Origin of the sequence: Janthinobacterium sp. LS2A (assembly GCF_036543145.1) — a bacterium.
Taxonomy (GTDB): Bacteria; Pseudomonadota; Gammaproteobacteria; order Burkholderiales; family Burkholderiaceae_D; genus Janthinobacterium; species Janthinobacterium aestuarii.
In genome coordinates this window covers 404772-425334 of the sequence record NZ_JAZHPB010000003.1, presented here as the reverse complement: position 1 = coordinate 425334, position 20563 = coordinate 404772, and the positions used below count along the sequence as shown (strand labels likewise).

The following is a 20563-nucleotide window of genomic DNA, read 5'->3' as shown; positions in this document are numbered from 1 at the left end:
GAGTTGCTCATGGACCAGAATAACCTGTTGGAAGTGCGCGATCTGCGCGTCACCTTCCGCCTGGACAAGAAGACCACGTTCGAAGCCGTCAAGGGCATCTCGTTCAACGTGCCGCGCAACAGCACCGTCGCGCTGGTGGGCGAATCGGGCAGCGGCAAGTCCGTCAGCTCGCTGGCCGTGATGGGCTTGCTGCCGCCGGATAACACCATCATCGATCCCGCCTCGAGCATCCATTTTGGCGGGCGCAATTTGCTGGACCTGTCGATCGCCGAGCGGCGCACCATGTGCGGCAAGGATATCTCGATGATCTTCCAGGAGCCGATGTCGTCGCTGAACCCTGTGTTCACCGTCGGTTTCCAGATCGCGGAAGTATTGCGCCAGCACATGGGCATGAACCGCAAGCAGGCGCGGGCGCGTACGCTGGCGCTGCTCGAGGAAGTAGGCATTCCCGACCCGGCCACGAAGATCGACGCCTACCCGAGCCAGATGTCGGGTGGCCAGCAGCAGCGCGTGATGATCGCCATGGCGATCGCCTGCGAACCGAAACTCTTGATCGCGGACGAACCGACGACGGCGCTGGACGTGACGATCCAGAAGCAGATCATGGACTTGATCGCGGCGCTGCAAAAGAAACATCAGATGTCCGTGCTGTTCATTACCCACGACCTGGGCCTGGTGGGGGAGATCGCCGACCAGGTGATCGTCATGCGCCATGGCGAAGTGCGCGAAACGGGCGAGGTGCGCCAGGTATTCGAAGCGCCGCAAGACAGTTATACCAAGGCCCTGCTGCATTGCCGCCCCTCGCTCGATGAGCGCCCGTGGCGCCTGCCCGTGATTGCCGATTACATGGAAGGCAAGGCCGGTCCCGGTGTCGAGGTGAAGCAGCGCACGCGCGGCTACACGCCCGGTGACGAACCGGTGCTGGTGGTAAATAACCTGAGCAAAAGTTTTTATACGCGCGAAGGCCTGTTCGGCAAACGCGAGTTCCAGGCCGTCAAGGATGTGTCGTTCACTTTGCCGCGCGGCAAGACCCTGGGCGTGGTGGGCGAATCCGGCTCCGGCAAGACGACGGTGGGCCTGACCTTGTTGCGCCTGCACCAGGCGACGGGCGGCACGGCCATGTTCCACGGCAAGGACCTGATTGCCATGCCGAACAAGGAGTATTTGCCGTATAAACGCCGCATCCAGATCATCTTCCAGAATCCGTATGCGTCCTTGAATCCCAGGTTTACCGTCGGACAGATATTGCTCGAGCCGATGCGCATCCACAGCATCGGCGCCGATGACAAGGAACGCATCGCCAAGGCCTACTGGCTGCTCGATAAGGTCGGCTTGCCGGAACAGGCCTTCCACCGCTATCCACACGAGTTCTCGGGTGGCCAACGCCAGCGCATCGCCATTGCCCGCTGCCTGACCATGCAGCCGGAAATCCTCGTCTGCGACGAATCCGTGTCGGCGCTGGACGTGTCGGTGCAGGCGCAGGTGCTCAATCTGTTGCAGGACTTGCAGGATGAATTCGGCCTGTCCTACATCTTCATTTCGCACGACTTATCGGTGGTGAAATACATCGCCGACCAGGTGATGGTGATGCACAAGGGGCAAGTGGTGGAGCTGGCCGATTCGGATGAACTGTACCGCAATCCCGTGCATCCGTACACGCGTACCTTATTGAGCGCCATACCGAAGGGCGTGCAAATCTAAACACGCTTTTACGGTAAGATAGCGACCATGCCCAACCTCATTTACCTGCTCGAACATTACGGTGTCCTGATAGTCTTTGGCATCGTGCTGGTGGAGCAGCTCGGCCTGCCGATTCCCGCTTTTCCCATCCTCGTGGTGGCGGGGGCGCTGGCTGTCGATGGCGACATGAATGGGGCGCTGGTGCTGGCCGCCGCGTTGAGTGCCTGCCTGATCAGTGACTTCACGTGGTTCCGCGCGGGCCGCCATTTTGGCAAGCGCATCCTGCGGCTGCTGTGCCGTATCTCGCTGTCGCCCGATTACTGCGTCAGCCAGACGGAAGACAAATTCAAGCGCTGGGGCCCGAAAGCGCTGATCGTCTCCAAGTTCGTGCCGGGCTTCAATACCGTCGCCGCGCCCATGTCGGGCGCGCTGGGCACGCCGCCTGGCCTGTTCTTCCTGTACGCGGGCCTGGGCGCCTTGCTGTGGAGCGGTACGGGCATCGTCGTCGGCGTGATTTTCCATTCCAGCGTGCAGCAGGTGCTCGACTTGCTCAGCACCATGGGCAGCACGGCCTTGCTGATGCTGGCCACCTTGCTGGGCTTGTTCCTGCTGTACAAATTCCTCGAACGCCGGCGTTTCCGCCAGGCCTTGCAGATCGAGCGCATCGGCATCGATGAATTGCTCGAACTCATAGAGCAGGGCGAGGAGCCGCTGATGGTCGATGCGCGCAGTGCCACGGCCCAGGCGCTGGAACCGGCCGTACCGGGCGCCTTGTTCTTCAATGGCAAGGAGCCGGTGCCCGCCATGATCGCCATGGACAAGGACCGCCACATCATCGTGTATTGCAGCTGTCCCAACGACGTGACGGCCGCGCAAGTGGCCAAACTGCTGCACCAGCACGGCTTTCACCGCGCCAAGCCTCTGCATGGCGGCCTGGACGCCTGGAATGCCGCCTACCGCTCGGACCAGCCGGCGCCCGCCAGCCTGCTGGGCGAAGGCTTGCCCTCCTGATTGCGCTGCTTCCTGCTCGCCAGGCGGGCAGTCAAAAACCGGTAGTAATAATACGAAAACCGCTTTGCGGCAGCGTCAGGACGGCGGCGCCGCACCCGCGCCGCCGCGTACAAAGCGGCTTTGCGCAAACTCCGGCATACTGTGTTTTCAAGGCGGCTCCTGCTGCTGTGCAGCATGCTTTTCGTGCGCCTGATGAGTGCAAGCACTTACTATAAATCATTGTTTCTAAGCAATTTTGGCGTTGCCTGTTGCATTTGGAGTGGAACTACCAATAAAGGCTTGTTTTGATGTACTTAAACTACAAACTTCGCTTGCCTCCGGGCGCATTCATCCTTTAAGCTTGGCGTCCCATGCGTCCCACTTCATCATTTAAAATCATGAGCGCTTCGTCTTCTCCCGTACTGCCGACTTCCGCCTTCGCCGATGGACCGCGCCTGCTGGCCGACGTGGGCGGCACCAATGCCCGTTTCGCCCTGGAAGTGGCCGCTGGCCACATCACCCTGGTGGAAGTATTGCCCTGTGCCGATTACCCTAGCCTGTCCGCCGCCCTGCAAGCCTACCTGGCCTTGCCGCACATCGCTGCCGCTGGCGGGCAAGCCGTGCGCCATGCCGTGATCGCCATCGCCAACCCGGTCGACGGCGATTTCCTCAGCATGACGAACCACCACTGGTCGTTCTCGATCCGCGCCATGCGCGAAGAGTGCGGTTTCACGACCCTGGACGTGGTCAACGATTTCACGGCGCTGGCGCGCTCCTTGCCGCAACTGTCGAGCGAGCAAAAGCACCAGGTGGGCGCGGGCACGGCCCGTCCGAACACGGCCATCGGCCTGATCGGCGCCGGCACGGGCCTGGGCGTGTCTGGCCTGATTCCGTCGCACGGCGGCTGGATCGCCCTGCAAAGCGAAGGCGGCCACGTCAGCTTTGCGCCGTTCAACGAAGTGGAAGTGAGCATCCTGCAATTCGCCTGGCGCGAATACGAGCACGTCTCGGCCGAACGCTTGATTTCCGGCGATGGCCTGGAACTGATCTACCGTGCCCTGGCCGACCGCGCGGGCGTGCCGGCCGAAGACTTGACGGCGGCGGAAATCACGCGCCGCGCGCTGGCCGGTGAATCGCAGCTGTGCGACGACGTCATCGAAGCGTTCTGCTGCATGCTCGGCACCGTGGCGGGCAACGTCGCCGTCACCCTGGGCGCGCTGGGCGGTATCTATATCGGCGGCGGCATCGTGCCACGCCTGGGCGCGCGTTTCGACCGCTCCGGTTTCCGCGCCCGCTTCGAGCGCAAGGGCCGCTTCGCCAATTACGTCTCGCAAGTGCCGACCTTCGTCATCACGGCGCAGTACCCAGCTTTCCTGGGCGCATCGGCCATTCTCTCGGAGAAACTCGCCTCCCTGTGACGCGGGCAAGCGGGCGATGTGTCGCGCCAGGGCCGGGTAAAACGCGTGTTTTGCCCGGTTTTGCGCTTTTCCGCTTTTTATCAGGTACAATTGGCATCGTTGGATGAAACGACGACTGTCGCTCTCCTGTCTGGCTGGTTCGCCGCCACGGGAAAAGCAGCTGCTCCGGAGTTCGTTTCATTGCTGGTTATTTAAGGCCAGCACCATGGATGGCAGGACTTTCACTGCATCCGCTTTAGTCCCGCTTTGCGCGCATCGGCCAAGGCGTCGGAAAAACAGCCTCAACTAGTAACCCAGCACGGCGTCATCATCGATGTCTGCCATCTGTTACGTTGAAATGAACGTTTTTGATTTCTTTCTCTGCATACGAATTGCAACACACATCCGCACAGAATTGCTATGAATACAATTGAGGCTAAAAAAGTCCTCGAAACCGCGTTGCTGTGCGCTCGTGAATCGCTGACGATCCACAGCTTGAAGAAGCTGTTCGTCGATGCGGACGAGAATGGTCGCGTGCGCGGTGTCGGCGTTGGCGCCGATACGATCAAGCAGTTGCTGGAAGAGTTGCGCGATGAATGGGAAGGGCGCGGCATCGAGATCGTCAGTCTCGCATCGGGCTGGCGCTTTCAAAGCCGCCCGGAAATGAAGATGTATCTCGACCGTTTGACGCCCGAGCGGCCGCCCAAGTATTCACGGGCAACCTTGGAAACCCTCGCCATCATCGCCTACCGCCAGCCGGTGACGCGCGGCGATATCGAGGAAATTCGCGGCGTTGCCGTCAATTCGCAGACGATCAAGATGCTGGAAGACCGTGGCTGGGTCGATGCCATCGGCTACCGTGACGTGGTGGGACGGCCGGCCTTGCTGGCCACCACCAAGCAATTTTTGGATGACCTGGGTTTGCAATCGCTGTCCCAGCTGCCGCCTTTGCAGCAAATCAGCGAGATGCAGGGCAATGGGCTCGAAGCCCTGGAAGCGGCCCTGCAGGAAAATTTTGACAAGGCAAGCAATGAGCTTGTCCCCCAGCTTGGTGCAGGTAGCAATACGGCTGTGACAGATGTAGATGTGACAGCAAGCCTTGATGCCGGCCCCGATGCTTCGCCCACGGACGAAGCCTACACTCACGACCCTGCGCCAGAACTAACGGTTGACGCTGCGCCAGGTCAGCACAGCCAAGAAACGAAGAATGAATAATCCGAACACACCCGAGACAGTTACCGCCAGCGACGAAGCCATCGTTGCCAAGCCCAAGCGCCGCACCAAGGCCCAGATCGAAGCTGATACGGCCGCTGCCGTTGCTGCAGGCGACACCGCCGCTGCCAAGCCGAAGCGCCGCACGAAAGCCGACGTGGCCGCCGATGCGCCCGTCGCTGCTGAAGCAGAAGCTGCGCCAGCCGCCAAGAAAACCCGCGCGAAGCCAGCCTTGAAGGCCGTGGCCGATGCCGCCGAAGCGGCTGCCGAAGCCGTTGCCGCCCCTGCACCGCGTCCGCCGCGCGCCCGCGCTGCCGCCAAGGCTGCTGCCGCCGTCGCTGAAACGGCGCCCGAAGCCGTTGCTGACAAGCCGGCCGAAGCACGCCCGACCCGTGGTCCGCGCCAGATGCGTGGCGTGCAGGCGGAACGCGCACTGCGCCAGCCGCCACGCGCCGAAGCGCCGCAGGCAGCCGACGCCGCGCCTGTCGCAGAGCAGGCCGCCGCGCCTGTCGCCGATGTGTTCGATGCCGAAGGCAACCTCGTGTCCGGTCCGCGCCTGCCGCGCGGTCCGCGCAACGACGTGCCGGGCGCCGGCAAGAATGCCGGCAAGAGCCGTAAAAAGGGCAAGGGCCGCCAGGCTGCGCCAGGCAAGCTCAGCGACGCTGACGCTGTCTTCTCGTTCGTTACCTCCGACGCGTTCGACAGCGAAGAGGGCGGCACGGGCCGCGTACAGAAAGTGGCCGTGCGCCGCGACCTGACGTCCGACGACGACGCGCCGAAGCTGCACAAGGTGCTGGCCGAAGCCGGTCTCGGTTCGCGCCGCGACATGGAAGACCTGATCATTTCGGGCCGCGTGTCCGTCAATGGCGAGCCGGCCCACATCGGCCAGCGCATCCTGCCGAGCGACCACGTGCGTATCAACGGCAAGTTGATCCAGCGCCGCGTCAGCAAGAAGCCGCCGCGCGTGTTGGTCTACCACAAGCCGGCCGGCGAAATCGTCAGCCACAACGACCCGGACGGCCGTCCATCCGTGTTCGACCGCCTGCCGACCATGAAGGCGGGCAAGTGGCTGGCCGTTGGCCGCCTCGACTTCAACACGGAAGGCTTGCTGCTGTTTACCACCTCCGGTGACCTGGCCAACCGTCTGATGCACCCGCGCTACGGCATCGACCGCGAGTACGCCGTGCGTACCCTGGGCGAGCTGGAAGAGGGCATGCGCCAGAAGCTGCTGGCCGGCGTCGAGCTGGAAGACGGCCTGGCGCAGTTCTCGAAGATCGCCGATGGCGGCGGCGAAGGCATCAACAAGTGGTACCGCGTGGTGATCGGCGAAGGCCGTAACCGCGAAGTGCGCCGCATGTTCGAAGCGATCGGCCTGACCGTGTCGCGCCTGATCCGTACCCGCTACGGCGCCATGACCCTGCCGAGCGGCCTGAAACGCGGCCGCTGGGAAGAGATGGATGAAAACACCGTGCGCGATCTGTTGACCGCCTACGGCATCGAAAAGAAAATGCCGGCATCGGGCGACCCCCGTGCCGCTGGCGCCGCCAAGGGCCGCGAAGCGCGCAAGGCGAGCCGCGATGACGAGCCGAATGGCAACCGCATCGATGTGAGCAACCGCAACGCCGATCCGTTCCCGGTCGCGCCGCGCCGTGGCCAGCCGCAAGGCCAGTTCGCCCGTCCGCAAGGCCAGGGTCGTCCAGGCGGCGCCGGTCGTCCAGGCGAAGCCCGTGGTCCTGGCCGTGGCCAGCCGCAAGGCCCGTTCCAGGGCGGCCAGCCCCGTTCGTCGGCCTCGTTCGAAGGCGCGCCGCAAGGCCAGGGCCGTCCGCCGCGTGCGGCAGGCCAGGGTCAAGGCCGTCCGGCCGGTGGCGGCGAAGGCCGCGCGCCGCAGCGCGGTCCGCGCCAGCCCGATCCGCTGCAAACGGCATTCGGCTTCGCCAACACGGGTCCGCGCCGCAATACGGGTGGTGGCGCCGGCGGGCAAGCGCGTTCCGGTGGCCAGCCGCGTGGCGGCATGGATGGCATGCCGCGCCGCCGCAGCAAAGGTTAATCGGGAAGAGTTTCTTCTTGCGCGCCCGCCGATCTGCCGCGGGTGCGCGCTCTTGTAACTGTTGTAAGCCGGGCCGCTCCTCGTGTGCGGCATTGCGGCGAAGTTAATAAGAGGTTATAATCTGCAGCCTAATAAAAGTTCTCCGCAGGGTTGTTTGGTGGGGAGTGCTTTCATCTGGTTGGGGAAATACAAGAAGATGGGCAGATGCCCATTTTTTTTTTGTTGAACCGTTTGTAATGGCTCCGCAAGGGGCCATATATGACTTGAATGCGTGTTTTTGCATGGTGTCGGCGCTCATTGCGGCGCTGTCATGCCGAAAACGGGCCTTATTTCTGGAGAATTTTTTGCAGCAGTTGGGATTAATTGAAAAGACAGTTACAGGTCTGGGCTATGAGCTCGTTGATGTCGAACGTGCCGAGCGCGGGCTGCTGCGCGTCTTTATTGATTTCAGCGCCGCCGATGCCGCTGAAAAAGGTCCGATCACGGTCGAAGACTGTGCCACGGTGAGTCACCAGTTATCGCATGTGTTGACGGTAGAGAACGTTCCTTACGAGCGTCTCGAGATTTCTTCCCCGGGTCTCGATCGTCCGGTGCGCAAGCTGGAAGACTTCGTCCGTTTCGCAGGCCAGGAAATCATCGTCAAGCTGACTGTGGCGATGCCGGGTACGAACAACCGGAAATCGTTCCAGGGGATTCTGCAAGAACCCGTGGGCGATAAATTGTCGTTGGAATTTGAAGGTAAGGATGGTCCGGCGATGTTGGAGTTTACGCTCGCCGATGTGGATAAGGCACGCTTGGTGCCGCAGGTGGTTTTTAAGGGACGCAAAGCATGAGCCGCGAAGTTTTATTATTGGTTGACGCGCTGGCGCGCGAAAAAAACGTCGATAAAGATGTCGTCTTCGGCGCCCTCGAATTCGCGTTGGCGCAAGCCACGAAGAAACGGTATGAGGGTGAGGTAGACATCCGCGTTTCGATCGACCGCGAAACGGGCGAATTCGAATCGTTCCGCCGCTGGCACGTCGTGCCCGATGAAGCGGGCCTGCAATTGCCGGATCAGGAGATCCTGCATTTCGAGGCAAAAGAACAGATCGCCGATATCGAAGTCGATGACCATATCGAAGAACCGATCGAATCCGTCGAATTCGGCCGCCGTTTCGCCCAGGATACCAAACAGGTCGTCCTGCAGCGCGTACGTGACGCCGAACGCGAACAGATCCTGGTCGACTTCCTGGAACGCGGCGATTCGCTCGTCACCGGCACCATCAAGCGCATGGAACGCGGCGACGCCATCGTCGAATCGGGCAAGATCGAAGCGCGTCTGCCACGCGACCAGATGATCCCGAAAGAGAATCTGCGTATCGGCGACCGTGTGCGTGCCTTCATCTTGCGTATCGACCGCAACATGCGCGGCCCGCAAGTGATTCTGTCGCGCACCGCGCCGGAATTCATCATGAAGCTGTTCGAACTGGAAGTGCCGGAAATCGAGCAAGGCATGCTGGAAATCAAATCCGCAGCCCGCGATGCCGGCGTCCGCGCCAAGATCGCCGTCTACACGGCCGACAAGCGCATCGACCCGATCGGTACTTGCGTCGGCATGCGCGGTTCGCGCGTGCAGGCCGTGACCGGCGAACTCGGTGGCGAACGTGTCGACATCGTGCTGTGGTCGGAAGATCCGGCGCAGTTCGTCATCGGCGCCCTGGCGCCGGCGAACGTGTCGTCGATCATGGTCGATGAAGAAAAACACGCGATGGATGTCGTTGTGGACGAAGAAAACCTGGCAATCGCGATCGGCCGTTCCGGCCAGAACGTGCGCCTGGCCTCGGACCTGACCGGCTGGAAGATCAACATCATGACGGCCGAAGAATCGGCTGACAAAGCTGCCCAGGAAACGGCTGCCGTGCGCATCCTGTTCATGGAAAAGCTCGATGTCGACCAGGAAGTGGCCGATATTCTGGTGGAAGAAGGTTTCGCCAGTCTGGAAGAAATCGCTTACGTGCCAATTTCCGAAATGCTGGAAATCGAATCGTTTGACGAAGATACCGTCAATGAACTCCGTACCCGTGCGCGTGATGCGCTCGTGACCGAAGCGATTGCTTCGGAAGAGGGTCTGGAAGGCATGGACGAGGCGTTGGTGGGTCTGGAAGGCATGGACCGCATTACCGCCGGCAAGCTGGGTCTGGCTGGTATCAAGACCGTTGAAGCATTTGCAGCACTGGCATACGACGAATTTGGCGCAATCCTGGCCTTGTCTGCGGACCGTGCGCGTGAACTGATTACAAGTGAATTTAAAGATGTGACCGACGATGAGATGAAGTTGGTTGACTCGAAATACGACGATCGTGCCAAGGCGTTGCAAGCCAAGGCATGGAGTCTGGCCGAATCCGCAAAGGCTTAATTTGAGTATCTTTATCATCTCCGCGACACATAGAAAAGAGGACTGAATGGCGAGTAACAACGTAGCCCAATTTGCCACCGAACTGAAGATGCCTGCAGATTTGCTGCTGACGCAGCTGCGTTCTGCCGGCGTCGAGAAAAGTTCGACGTCAGATCCATTGTCGAAAGATGATAAGGACAAGCTTTTGGATCATCTGCGCCGCACACACGGCGCAGCGGCTGACACAGAAAAGAAAAAAATCACCGTGACCCGCAAGGAAACGACTGAAATCAAGCAAGCTGACGCCACCGGCAAATCGCGCACCATCCAGGTGGAAGTGCGCAAGAAACGCACTTTCGTCCAGCGTGACGAAGCTGCGCCGGTCGCGGCAGAACCGGTCGCGCCTGCCGCACCGGTGATCGATCCCGCCGACGTGGCGCGCCGTGAAGAAGAAGCCCGTAAACAGGCTGAACTGATCGCCCGCCAGGAAGCCGATCTGCGCGAAAAGCAAGAACGTCTGGCCAAGCTCGACGCGGAAAAAGAAGCCCAGGCGAAAGCCACGCAACAGGCTGAATTGGCTGCGAAGAAAGAAGCTGAAGCAGAAGCGAAGAAAGCCGCTGCCAAGGCTGCCGCCGCGCCTGCCGCCAGCGCCGCTGCGCCTGTCGTTGACGACGCCGCCGCCGAAGCGAAAAAAGCTGCTGCCGCTGAAGAAGCGAAGAAGAAAGCGGCTGCCGCTGCTGTTGCCGCCAAGGAAGCCGCTGACAAAGCGGAAGCCACCGAGCGTGCACGCAAGGCCGTTGCCGACGAAGTTGCCCAGATCAAGGCCATGATGAACGCGCCACGCCGCGCCATCAAGGCACCGGAACCCGTACCGGTTCCCGTCAAGCCGAAGGCGCCGGAAGGCACCCTGCACAAGCCTGCTGACAAGAAACCTGGCGACAAGCCGGGCGACAAGAAGCCTGCTGTTGCAGACAAAAAATCGATCAAGTCGGCCAATGTGTCGTCCACCTGGTCCGATGACGCGAAAAAACGCGGCACCACCGGTGGTCCGAAACCACGCGGCAATAGCGGCCCAGGCGGCCGTGACAGCTGGCGCGGTGGCGCGAAGGGCCGTCGCCCGACGCACCATGACGACCGTGAATCGAACTTCCAGGCTCCTACGGAAGCCGTCGTCAAGGACGTGCACGTACCGGAAACGATCACCGTGGCCGAACTGGCACACAAGATGTCCGTCAAGGCATCCGAAGTCATCAAGCATTTGATGAAATTGGGCCAGATGTGCACGATCAACCAGGTGCTGGACCAGGAAACCGCCATGATTCTGGTGGAAGAAATGGGCCACAAGGCGTTCGCCGCCGAACTGGACGATCCGGAAGCGCTGCTGGCCGATGTGGGCGAACACGCGCACTTCGAAACCAAGCCACGCGCACCGGTGGTCACCGTCATGGGTCACGTCGACCATGGCAAGACCTCGCTGCTCGATTACATCCGTCGCGCCAAGGTTGCTTCCGGCGAAGCGGGCGGCATTACGCAGCATATCGGCGCCTACCACGTCGATACGCCACGCGGCATGATCACCTTCCTCGACACCCCGGGCCACGAAGCGTTTACCGCGATGCGTGCCCGTGGCGCCAAGGCAACCGACATCGTCATTCTGGTGGTTGCCGCCGACGATGGCGTGATGCCGCAAACGAAAGAAGCGATTGCCCATGCGAAAGCAGCCGGCGTACCGCTGGTGGTGGCGATCAACAAGGTCGACAAACCAGGCGGCAACGTTGACCGCGTGACGCAGGAACTGGTCGCAGAACAAGTCGTACCGGAAGAATACGGTGGCGAATCGCCATTCGTGCCGGTGTCGGCGAAAACGGGTCAAGGTATCGACGACCTGCTGGAACAAGTGCTGTTGCAAGCCGAAGTGCTGGAACTGACGGCACCGGTCGATGCGCCTGCGCGCGGCCTGGTAGTCGAGGCGCGTCTGGACAAGGGCCGTGGTCCTGTCGCGACGATCCTGGTGCAGTCCGGTACGTTGAAACGCGGCGACGTGATTCTGGCTGGCTCTTCGTATGGCCGTGTTCGCGCCATGCTGGACGAGAACGGCAAGTCGATCGCTGAAGCGGGTCCTTCGATTCCGGTCGAAATCCAGGGTCTGACGGAAGTGCCGGTTGCCGGTGAAGAAGTCGTCGTCATGGCTGACGAGCGCAAAGCGCGTGAAATCGGTCTGTTCCGTCAAGGCAAGTTCCGCGACGTGAAACTGGCGAAACAGCAAGCTGCGAAACTGGAAAACATGTTCGACCAGATGGCCGAAGGCGAAGTGAAAAACTTGCCATTGATCATCAAAACCGACGTGCAAGGTTCGCAAGAAGCGCTGGTTGGCTCGTTGCAGAAACTGTCGACCTCCGAAGTGCGCGTACAAGTGGTGCACGCGGCCGTCGGCGGCATCACGGAATCGGACGTCAACCTGGCAGTCGCCTCGAAAGCGGTCATCATCGGCTTTAACGCCCGTGCTGATGCCCAGGCACGCAAGCTGGCCGAGTCGAATGGCGTGGACATTCGCTACTACAACATCATTTACGATGCGATCGACGAGATCAAATCGGCGTTGTCGGGCATGTTGGCACCAGAGAAACGCGAAACCGTTATCGGCCAAGTCGAGATCCGCCAGGTTATCCTGGTCTCGAAAGTCGGCGCGATTGCCGGTTGCCTGGTCACCGATGGCGTGGTCAAGCGTGCTTCTTCCGTCCGCCTGTTGCGCAACAACATCGTGGTGTGGAGCGGCGAGATCGACTCCCTGAAACGCTTCAAGGACGATGCGAAAGAAGTTCGCGCCGGTCTGGAGTGCGGCCTGTCGCTGAAGAACTACAACGACATTCAGGTTGGCGACACGCTGGAAGTGTTCGAAGTCCAGGAAATCGCTCGTACCCTGTAATCACAGAAGTAATGGCGCGGACATAGTGATGTCCGCGCAAACACGTGGGGCGCATTGGTCAACGGGCAACCGTTTGACCCATGCGCCCTGCGGCACTTAGGACAGCATAAAATCATGGCTAAACATAGCAAAACCATGCCAGCGCGCGGCTTGCGCGTGGCCGACCAGATCCAGCGCGATCTGGCTGAAATCGTCGCCTACGAATTGAAGGATCCGCGCGTCGGCACGATGATCACCATCACCGAAGTGCAGATCACGCCCGATTACGCGCACGCCAAGGTGTTTTTCACGATGTTGAAAGACAGCAAGGAAGCCATCAAGAACACCACCGAAGGCCTGATGGCCGCGTCCGGCTTCATCCGTGGCTTGCTGGGCAAGCGCCTGCACATCCACACCCTGCCGATGCTGCATTTCGTGCACGACAGCTCGACCTCGCGCGGCATGGAAATGTCGCTGCTGATCGACAAGGCCAACGCCACGCGCGCGGCCGACGCCGAGCCGGATGCCAAACCAGAAGCGGACGAGCAATAACAGTGGCGGGTCCGAAGAAACCGCCCGGCATCAAGCGGGTGCGCGACCTGGTCGATGGCGTCTTGCTGCTGGATAAGCCTGTCGGCTGGTCCAGCAATGACGCCCTGATCAAGGCCAAGCGCGTCTTGAACGCAAAGAAGGCGGGCCATACGGGCACGCTGGATCCGTTCGCCACGGGCTTGCTGCCGCTGTGCTTTGGCGAGGCGACCAAGTTCTCGCAGGACTTGCTGGAAGCCGACAAAACCTACGAAACCCTGGTGCACCTGGGGCAGACGACGGATACGGGCGATACGGAAGGCGACGTGCTGGAAACGCGCGACGTCAACGTCACCGAAGAGCAGATCGAAGCCGTGCTGGCGCAGTTCCGCGGACCCATCCTGCAGACGCCGCCCATGTACTCGGCCTTGAAACGGGACGGCAAGCCCTTATATGAGTATGCAAGGGCAGGCATCACCCTGGAGCGCGAAGCGCGCCCGGTGATCATCCACAAGCTCGAGTTCCTCGGCTATGAAGCCCCGTTCCTGAAATTGTCCGTGATGTGCAGCAAGGGCACGTATATCCGCGTGCTGGGTGAAGACATCGGCCATGCCCTCGGTTGCGGCGGCCATCTGAACGCCTTGCGCCGCACGCAGGTGGGCAATCTGACGCTTGACGGCGTCGTTACCCTGGATGAGTTGACGGCGCATGCCGCGCCGTTGAGCCTGCTGGCTCCCGTCGATGCCTTGCTGTCGAGTTTCCCGGCCGTCCAGCTGACGGAAGAATTGGCCAAGCGCTTCCTGCATGGCCAGCGCATCGCGCTGGGCAAGGAAGACGTTGCCGTGCCAGCCGAGCCGGGCAGGGTGCGCGTGTATCACGACAGCAAGCTGCTGGGCACGGGCCAGTTGCAGGAATACAGCATCCTGGCGCCGGAACGTCTCATTGCCACGGCGCACCAATAAGTCACAGCAACGTCACATTACCCAGCGACACTCTTCAACCAGTGTCGCTTTTTTAAACAAATCGTCCCCGACTGCAAGAGCCGCCAGCATTTTTAGATAGCGTTGCAACGCAACATGCTATACTACGCGGTTCCGGAAATAGATTAGCATTCGGGTATCTCGTACACCTTGTACGCACTCCGCAGTTTTTCAGTAACTACTACGACCATGTCAAATACAAAACGCGCAATTCGTAATATCGCCATTATCGCCCACGTTGACCACGGCAAAACCACGCTGGTGGATCAGCTGCTGCGCCAGTCCGGCACCTTCCGTGAAAACCAAGCGGTCGACACCCGAGTCATGGACTCGAACGACCTGGAAAAGGAGCGCGGCATTACGATTCTGTCGAAGAACTGCGCCGTTGAGTACGAAGGCACCCACATCAACATCGTCGACACCCCAGGCCACGCCGACTTCGGCGGCGAAGTGGAACGTGTTCTGTCGATGGTGGACTCGGTTCTGCTGCTGATCGATGCACAGGAAGGCCCGATGCCGCAAACCCGTTTCGTCACGCGCAAAGCGCTGGCACTGGGTCTGAAGCCTATCGTTATCGTCAACAAGATCGACCGTCCAGGCGCACGTCCGGACTGGGCGATCAACCAGACGTTCGAACTGTTCGACAAGCTGGGCGCTACCGACGAACAACTGGATTTCCCTATCATTTACGCATCGGGCTTGAACGGCTATGCCGGTCTGACCGAAGACGTGCGCGGCGGCGACATGAAGCCGATGTTCGATGCCATCCTGGAACACGTTCCAGTACGCGACGACAATCCTGAAGGCCCGCTGCAAATGCAGATCACCTCGCTGGACTACTCGTCGTACGTCGGCAAGATCGGCATTGGCCGCGTCAACCGCGGTACCGTCAAAGTCGGCCAGGACGTGCTGGTCATCAATGGCCCAGGCGCGACCCCGATCAAAGGCCGCATCAACCAGGTGTTGAACTTCAAGGGCCTGGAGCGCGTGCTGGTTGATGAAGCCGTCGCCGGCGACATCTGCCTGATCAACGGTATCGACGAAATCGGCATCGGTTCGACCCTGTGCGCACTGGACACGCCTGAAGCGCTGCCGATGCTGACCGTCGACGAGCCGACCCTGACCATGAACTTCATGGTCAACAACTCGCCACTGGCTGGCCGCGAAGGCAAGTTCGTTACCTCGCGTCAACTGCGTGACCGTCTGGAAAAAGAATTGAAAGCCAACGTTGCTCTGCGCGTGGCACCAACCGATGACGACACGATCTTCGAAGTATCGGGCCGCGGCGAGCTGCACCTGACGATTCTGATCGAAAACATGCGCCGCGAAGGCTTCGAGCTGGCCGTATCGCGTCCACGCGTGGTCTTCAAAATGGTCGATGGCGTGCGCCACGAGCCGTTTGAAAACCTGTCCGTTGACGTTGAAGAAGTCAACCAGGGCGGCGTCATGGAAGAACTGGGCCGTCGTCGCGGCGACCTGCAAAACATGGAATCGGATGGCAAGGGCCGCGTGCGTCTCGAGTACCTGATCCCGGCGCGTGGCCTGATCGGCTTCCAGGGCGAATTCATGACCCTGACCCGCGGCACCGGCCTGATGAGCCACGTATTCCATGAATACGCGCCAGTCGACAACACCCGTGGCGAAATGGCCGGCCGTCGTAACGGCGTGCTGATCTCGCAAGATGACGGTGCTGCTGTTGCCTACGCTATCTGGAAACTGCAAGACCGCGGCCGCATGTTCGTGTCGCACAATGACCCAGTCTACGAAGGCATGGTCATCGGTATCCACTCGCGCGACAACGACCTGGTCGTCAACCCGATCAAGGGCAAGCAGCTGACCAACGTGCGTTCGTCGGGTACCGACGAAGCGGTGCGCCTGGTACCGCCAATCCAGATGTCGCTGGAATACGCAGTCGAATTCATCGAGGACGACGAACTGGTGGAAATCACGCCTAAATCGATCCGTCTGCGCAAGCGCTTCCTGAAAGAGCACGAGCGTAAAAAAGCGTCGCGTGATTCGTAATCTGTTGTAGAGCATGGCCTGCGGGCCATGCCGCGCTCAAGCCCGTTGCTCCGCCTTTCCTTCACCGGTGAGGCGCGCAGCGGGTTTGTCATTTGCAGCTCCTGTTTTTTGTAGACACCATGACTTCCACTTCTTTGCCTTCCCGCCGCCTGTCCGTCGCCCCGATGATGGACTGGACCGACCGCCATTGCCGCAAGTTCCACCGCGAAATCACGCGCCATACCTGGCTCTACACCGAGATGGTGACGACGGGTGCGCTTGTGTACGGCGACGTGGAGCGCCATTTGCGCTTCAACGAGGAAGAGCATCCGGTCGCACTGCAGCTGGGCGGCAGCGATCCGAAGGACCTGGCCACCAGTGCCAAGCTAGGCCAGCAGTGGGGTTACGACGAGGTCAACCTGAACTGCGGTTGCCCGTCCGAGCGCGTGCAAAAGGGCGCGTTTGGCGCCTGCCTGATGGCCGAACCGCAACTGGTGGCCGACTGCGTGAAAGCCATGCGCGACGTGGTCGACATCGACGTCACGGTGAAGCACCGCATCGGCATCGATGACAGCGAGTCGTACGACTTCGTGCGCGACTTCGTCGGCACCGTGGCCGACGCCGGCTGCAAGACGTTTATCGTGCATGCGCGCAATGCCATCCTGAAAGGCCTGAGCCCGAAGGAAAACCGCGAAGTGCCACCACTCAAGTATGACTATGCCTACCGCTTGAAGCGCGACTTTCCCCAGTTCGAGTTCATCATCAATGGCGGCATCAAGACGCTCGACGAGATCGACCTGCATTTGCAGCACCTGGACGGCGTCATGCTGGGCCGCGAGGCGTATCACAATCCGTACGTGATGGCGCAGTTCGACCAGCGCTATTACGGCGACGAGTCGCCTGTCAAAACGCGCGAACAGGTGCTCGAAGCGATGATTCCGTATATCAGCGCACAGCTCGAAAAAGAAGCGGGGAGATTAAAACTGAACAGCGTCACGCGCCACATGCTGGGCCTGATGCAAAACCTGCCCGGCGCACGCGGCTTCCGCCAAACTCTGTCCGATTCGAAGAAGCTGGCCTCGGGCGACCCGCGTCTGCTGCTGGAAGCGGCCGCGCGCTTGTCCTTGCCTGCGTAATGGACGATTTCCACGGCCATGCGCGCCACATCGACGGCTACCTGCAAGCCGTCAGCGCGCTCAAGGATGACGGCAGCGACTTGCTCTGCACGTATCTGGGGCCCGCCGCGCCGCAGGCATCGTTCGATGCCCTGTGCCGCGCGCTGGATGTGACGCCCGACGGCTTGCGCCTGCAGCCGCTCGAAACGGTCGTGTGCAGCGGCGCCTTGTGCACGCCGCGCCAGTGGCTGCTCGAGCGCTTGCATCCGGCGAGCGAGGCGGACCGCCAGCCGCTCGACGCCCGTTTATATGACGGTTTCGAGCGCGAACTGGCCGAACTGCTGGACGCCGAGCCCCGCTGGTATCAACTGGTATCGTCTGGCCAGCGCAGCCTGGCCGGTCAATTGGGCGCCATCTGGAGCGTCTTTGTCTTCGGCACAGAGTGCCACGCCTATGTGATGCATTGCAGCTGGGACAGCTGAGTCAACTTGTCTATACCGGTGCCACTGCGCGCTGGTATTGTCCGCACTTCCCCTTCCTCTGAGTACCTCTTCCAAAACGATGCAATATGGCTACGCCATGTGTTGTAAATGCGCTGTTTCGGCGCATGCCCGCACTGTCGTGGGGCATTTCTAAGAGGCAAGAAACGGCGTTGTTGCCATTTCCCCGAAGAAAGTTAATCAGCCATTTATTCGGGTACATATTGCTTGCTTTGAGGCAAAATTTACACCTATAATTGATTATAGACAAATATTTCTCATATGAATGTTTGATGTTGATCTCACATCAACGGTGTCAAAAATTCAGCGTGCGGAGCAAGTTTGCATTCGCAGTCACTGGCGTTTCCAGGGCTGCTGAAAGACCAGGAAGTACCCCGGGCTGCGTGCGGCCGGATACCGCCAGCATACCAATGGGTAAGGGTGGACACCGGTGTTGCGCAGCCTTCGTCTTGTCGTGCCGGGCAAAAATCCTTATCAATAGTTTCATTTACGAAGAGCCGAAATGAATTTAGCAAAAATGAAGGTTGGTACCCGCCTGGGCCTGGGTTTCGCCCTGGTACTGGTTCTGCTGGTGGCCGTGACCGTCCTCGGCATCGCGCGCATGGCGCAAATCCAGGAGCGTCTCGATCACGTGATCAATGTCAACAACGTCGTCACCCGCCTCGTGATCGACATGCGTGGCAACGTCAGCGACCGCATCACCTCGCTGCGCATCCTGACCCTGATGACCGACGCGGGCGATATGGAGCCGGAGATGGCGCGTATCAAGACGCAGACGAGCACCTATCAGGAAACGCAGAAGAAGCTCGAAGAGAAATTCGCCGTCGAGTCCACTCCTGAAGAAAAAGCGCTGCTGACCTCGATCAAGGAATACGAAGCGGCCGCCATGCCGGCCATCGCCAAGGCCTCCGCGCTGTGGATGGCCAACGATGCGGAAGGCGCCACGCGCGTGATGATCAAGGAAATCCGCCCGGTACAGAAAAAATGGATGGAAGCGCTGGAGCAGCTGGCCGTGCTGGAAGATAAGCTCAACGAGCAGATGCAATCGGATGCCCGCAAGGCCTTCGACAGCGCGCGCCTGTTCATGATCATCCTCGGCGTACTGGCCGTGGCGATGGGCGTGGCGGCGGCACTGGTGATTACCCGCGGCCTGCTGAAACAGCTGGGCGGCGAGCCGGACTACACGGCATCGATCGCCGGCAGCATCGCCAATGGCGACCTGTCGATAGGCATCCACACGCAGCCTTCCGATACGTCCAGCCTGCTGGCGGAAATGAAGGAAATGCGTAACAGCCTGGTGGGCATCGTTGGCCAGGTGCGCGTCGGTACGGAAACCATCGGCACGGCCTCGCGCGAAATTGCCGACGGCAATATCGACCTGTCGTCGCGCACGGAAATGCAGGCCAGCGCGCTGGAAAAAACGGCCTCGGCCATGGAAGAGCTGACCTCGACCGTGAAACAGAATGCGGACAATGCGCGCGAAGCCAACAAGCTGGCCGCCACCGCTTCGGATGTCGCGATCAAGGGCGGCTCCGTGGTGTCGCAAGTGGTTGACACCATGAGCTCGATCAATGAGTCGGCGAAGAAGATTGTCGACATCATTGGCGTGATCGATGGCATCGCCTTCCAGACCAATATCCTGGCGCTGAACGCTGCCGTGGAAGCGGCACGTGCCGGCGAGCAAGGCCGCGGCTTTGCCGTGGTGGCGTCGGAAGTGCGCAACCTGGCCCAGCGCTCCGCAGGCGCCGCGAAAGAAATCAAGATCCTCATCGACGATTCGGCCGAGAAGACGGAACGCGGCACGCGTCTGGTCGGCCAGGCCGGCGTGACGATGGGTGAAGTGGTCGACAGCGTACGCCGCGTGACCGACATCATGAGCGAGATCGCCAGTGCCAGCCAGGAACAAAGCGCTGGCATCGAACAGGTCAACCTGTCGATCATCGAGATGGATGGCATGACGCAGCAAAATGCGGCCCTGGTGGAGCAGGCAGCCGCCGCGGCGCAAAGCTTGCAGGACCAGGCGGCCGAACTGGCCCACGTGGTCAGCATCTTCAAACTGGTCGAAGGCGAAGAGAAACCGGCGGCATATGTGCCGGCCCCCGTGGCCGCCGCACCGGTGGCCGTGCGCAAGCCGGCGCCGGCATTGCGCCCGGTGAAGTCGCTGACGCGCAAGACCGAAGCGGCCGCTCCCGTGGCTGCTGCGGCGCCACGCAAGGCGGCAGGCGCGGGCAGCAATGACGAGTGGGAAGAGTTTTAAGCGCGGCCAACAGCGCACAGGAAATGGTAACTACCGTATTTGATAATAATCATGGGGAAGCACATGTTTGAGAATAAGCGTTTGATGAGTGTTGCAGCAGCCTTGCTGGTGTCCGTTTCTTCCGCCGCCTTCGCGGCCGAGGTGCCGGCGTCGTTCGATGCCAAGAACTGCAAGGCCGACTATCCGAAAGCCTCGCTGATGAACGAAGAGCAGGGCACCGTGTCGATGTCCTTCCTGGTCAACGCCGATGGTAGCGTTGCCGATTCGAAAGTCGAGAAGAGCAGCGGCTTCAAGAACCTGGACAAGGCCGCCATCAAGGCCCTGTCCGCATGCAAGTTCAAGCCGGGCACCAAGGATGGCGCCGCAGCGCAAACCTGGACCAAGGTCGATTACGCCTGGAAGCTGGACTGATCCACGTATCGCCGGGAGCGATGCTCCCGGCATGGCCGTATCCGCTACGGGCGGCGCCTGCAAAGGTGTCGCCCGTACTGTTATGTGCGTCAGCCAACGGCACTGTTGCCGCCGATTCTGTTACCCTCGAAACATATCTTCGGGATCTCCCACCACAAGAGGCCTA

Annotated in this window: 15 protein-coding genes; all 15 read left to right on the top strand. The window is 60.7% G+C overall.

Annotated elements, in window-relative coordinates; all coding sequences use genetic code 11:
• Positions 1-9: 9 nt before the first annotated feature.
• The 15 genes from V3C40_RS12125 (at position 10) to V3C40_RS12055 (ending at position 20397) form a co-directional block, all read left to right on the top strand.
• Positions 10-1701 carry an ABC transporter ATP-binding protein gene (locus tag V3C40_RS12125; RefSeq protein ID WP_331777550.1) on the top strand — a complete coding sequence of 564 codons (1692 nt, stop codon included), beginning with the start codon at positions 10-12 and terminating at the stop codon, positions 1699-1701.
• A 27-nt stretch (positions 1702-1728) separates the two neighbouring features.
• Positions 1729-2691, top strand: coding sequence for a VTT domain-containing protein (locus V3C40_RS12120; protein WP_319992367.1), 963 nt, complete (start codon positions 1729-1731; stop codon positions 2689-2691).
• 377 nt (positions 2692-3068) lie between these two features.
• Entirely contained in the window at positions 3069-4088 is a 1020-nt protein-coding gene (locus V3C40_RS12115) for a glucokinase (RefSeq protein WP_219329499.1), read from the top strand.
• Positions 4089-4487: 399 nt separating this feature from the next.
• A complete protein-coding gene (scpB, locus tag V3C40_RS12110; RefSeq protein ID WP_034760153.1) occupies positions 4488-5282 on the top strand; it encodes an SMC-Scp complex subunit ScpB in 795 nt (264 codons plus the stop codon).
• On the top strand, positions 5275-7326 hold the full coding sequence (gene rluB, locus V3C40_RS12105; RefSeq protein ID WP_070303332.1) for a 23S rRNA pseudouridine(2605) synthase RluB: 2052 nt from the start codon (positions 5275-5277) through the stop codon (positions 7324-7326). The genes scpB and rluB overlap by 8 nt, the downstream gene beginning before the upstream one ends.
• Before the next feature lie 344 nt (positions 7327-7670).
• The gene (gene rimP, locus V3C40_RS12100; RefSeq protein WP_034760462.1) at positions 7671-8159 is read left to right on the top strand and encodes a ribosome maturation factor RimP; all 489 of its coding nucleotides are present in this window, start codon (positions 7671-7673) and stop codon (positions 8157-8159) included.
• On the top strand, positions 8156-9721 hold the full coding sequence (nusA, locus tag V3C40_RS12095) for a transcription termination factor NusA (RefSeq protein ID WP_034760148.1): 1566 nt from the start codon (positions 8156-8158) through the stop codon (positions 9719-9721). The genes rimP and nusA overlap by 4 nt, the downstream gene beginning before the upstream one ends.
• A 46-nt stretch (positions 9722-9767) precedes the next feature.
• Complete coding sequence (infB, locus tag V3C40_RS12090) at positions 9768-12626, top strand: translation initiation factor IF-2 (protein ID WP_034760145.1); 2859 nt, start codon at positions 9768-9770, stop codon at positions 12624-12626.
• Between the two features lie 114 nt (positions 12627-12740).
• Entirely contained in the window at positions 12741-13157 is a 417-nt protein-coding gene (gene rbfA / locus V3C40_RS12085) for a 30S ribosome-binding factor RbfA (RefSeq protein WP_034760142.1), read from the top strand.
• 2 nt (positions 13158-13159) lie between these two features.
• Positions 13160-14095 carry a tRNA pseudouridine(55) synthase TruB gene (truB, locus tag V3C40_RS12080; RefSeq protein WP_331777549.1) on the top strand — a complete coding sequence of 312 codons (936 nt, stop codon included), beginning with the start codon at positions 13160-13162 and terminating at the stop codon, positions 14093-14095.
• A gap of 207 nt (positions 14096-14302) precedes the next feature.
• Positions 14303-16135, top strand: a complete 1833-nt coding sequence (typA, locus tag V3C40_RS12075) for a translational GTPase TypA (protein ID WP_034760139.1) — start codon at positions 14303-14305, stop codon at positions 16133-16135.
• 119 nt (positions 16136-16254) lie between these two features.
• Positions 16255-17250 (top strand): tRNA dihydrouridine(20/20a) synthase DusA, encoded by a 996-nt coding sequence (gene dusA, locus V3C40_RS12070; protein WP_331777548.1) that lies wholly within the window; start codon positions 16255-16257, stop codon positions 17248-17250.
• On the top strand, positions 17250-17711 hold the full coding sequence (locus V3C40_RS12065) for a hypothetical protein (protein WP_331777547.1): 462 nt from the start codon (positions 17250-17252) through the stop codon (positions 17709-17711). The genes dusA and V3C40_RS12065 overlap by 1 nt, the downstream gene beginning before the upstream one ends.
• 535 nt (positions 17712-18246) lie before the next feature.
• Positions 18247-19986, top strand: a complete 1740-nt coding sequence (locus V3C40_RS12060) for a methyl-accepting chemotaxis protein (RefSeq protein WP_442907255.1) — start codon at positions 18247-18249, stop codon at positions 19984-19986.
• 63 nt (positions 19987-20049) lie between these two features.
• Positions 20050-20397, top strand: a complete 348-nt coding sequence (locus V3C40_RS12055; protein ID WP_034760455.1) for an energy transducer TonB — start codon at positions 20050-20052, stop codon at positions 20395-20397.
• Positions 20398-20563: the final 166 nt, after the last annotated feature.

What these genes read in the sequence shown, in the direction of transcription:
- V3C40_RS12060 (WP_442907255.1), top strand. Translation starts at nt 18,247, where the DNA reads ATGAAGGTTGGTACCCGCCTGGGCCTGGGTTTCGCCCTGGTACTGGTT.
- V3C40_RS12055 (WP_034760455.1), top strand. Translation starts at nt 20,050, where the DNA reads ATGTTTGAGAATAAGCGTTTGATGAGTGTTGCAGCAGCCTTGCTGGTG.
- V3C40_RS12125 (WP_331777550.1), top strand. Translation starts at nt 10, where the DNA reads ATGGACCAGAATAACCTGTTGGAAGTGCGCGATCTGCGCGTCACCTTC.
- nusA (WP_034760148.1), top strand. Translation starts at nt 8,156, where the DNA reads ATGAGCCGCGAAGTTTTATTATTGGTTGACGCGCTGGCGCGCGAAAAA.
- rbfA (WP_034760142.1), top strand. Translation starts at nt 12,741, where the DNA reads ATGGCTAAACATAGCAAAACCATGCCAGCGCGCGGCTTGCGCGTGGCC.
- V3C40_RS12115 (WP_219329499.1), top strand. Translation starts at nt 3,069, where the DNA reads ATGAGCGCTTCGTCTTCTCCCGTACTGCCGACTTCCGCCTTCGCCGAT.
- V3C40_RS12065 (WP_331777547.1), top strand. Translation starts at nt 17,250, where the DNA reads ATGGACGATTTCCACGGCCATGCGCGCCACATCGACGGCTACCTGCAA.
- dusA (WP_331777548.1), top strand. Translation starts at nt 16,255, where the DNA reads ATGACTTCCACTTCTTTGCCTTCCCGCCGCCTGTCCGTCGCCCCGATG.
- V3C40_RS12120 (WP_319992367.1), top strand. Translation starts at nt 1,729, where the DNA reads ATGCCCAACCTCATTTACCTGCTCGAACATTACGGTGTCCTGATAGTC.
- rluB (WP_070303332.1), top strand. Translation starts at nt 5,275, where the DNA reads ATGAATAATCCGAACACACCCGAGACAGTTACCGCCAGCGACGAAGCC.
- scpB (WP_034760153.1), top strand. Translation starts at nt 4,488, where the DNA reads ATGAATACAATTGAGGCTAAAAAAGTCCTCGAAACCGCGTTGCTGTGC.
- infB (WP_034760145.1), top strand. Translation starts at nt 9,768, where the DNA reads ATGGCGAGTAACAACGTAGCCCAATTTGCCACCGAACTGAAGATGCCT.
- typA (WP_034760139.1), top strand. Translation starts at nt 14,303, where the DNA reads ATGTCAAATACAAAACGCGCAATTCGTAATATCGCCATTATCGCCCAC.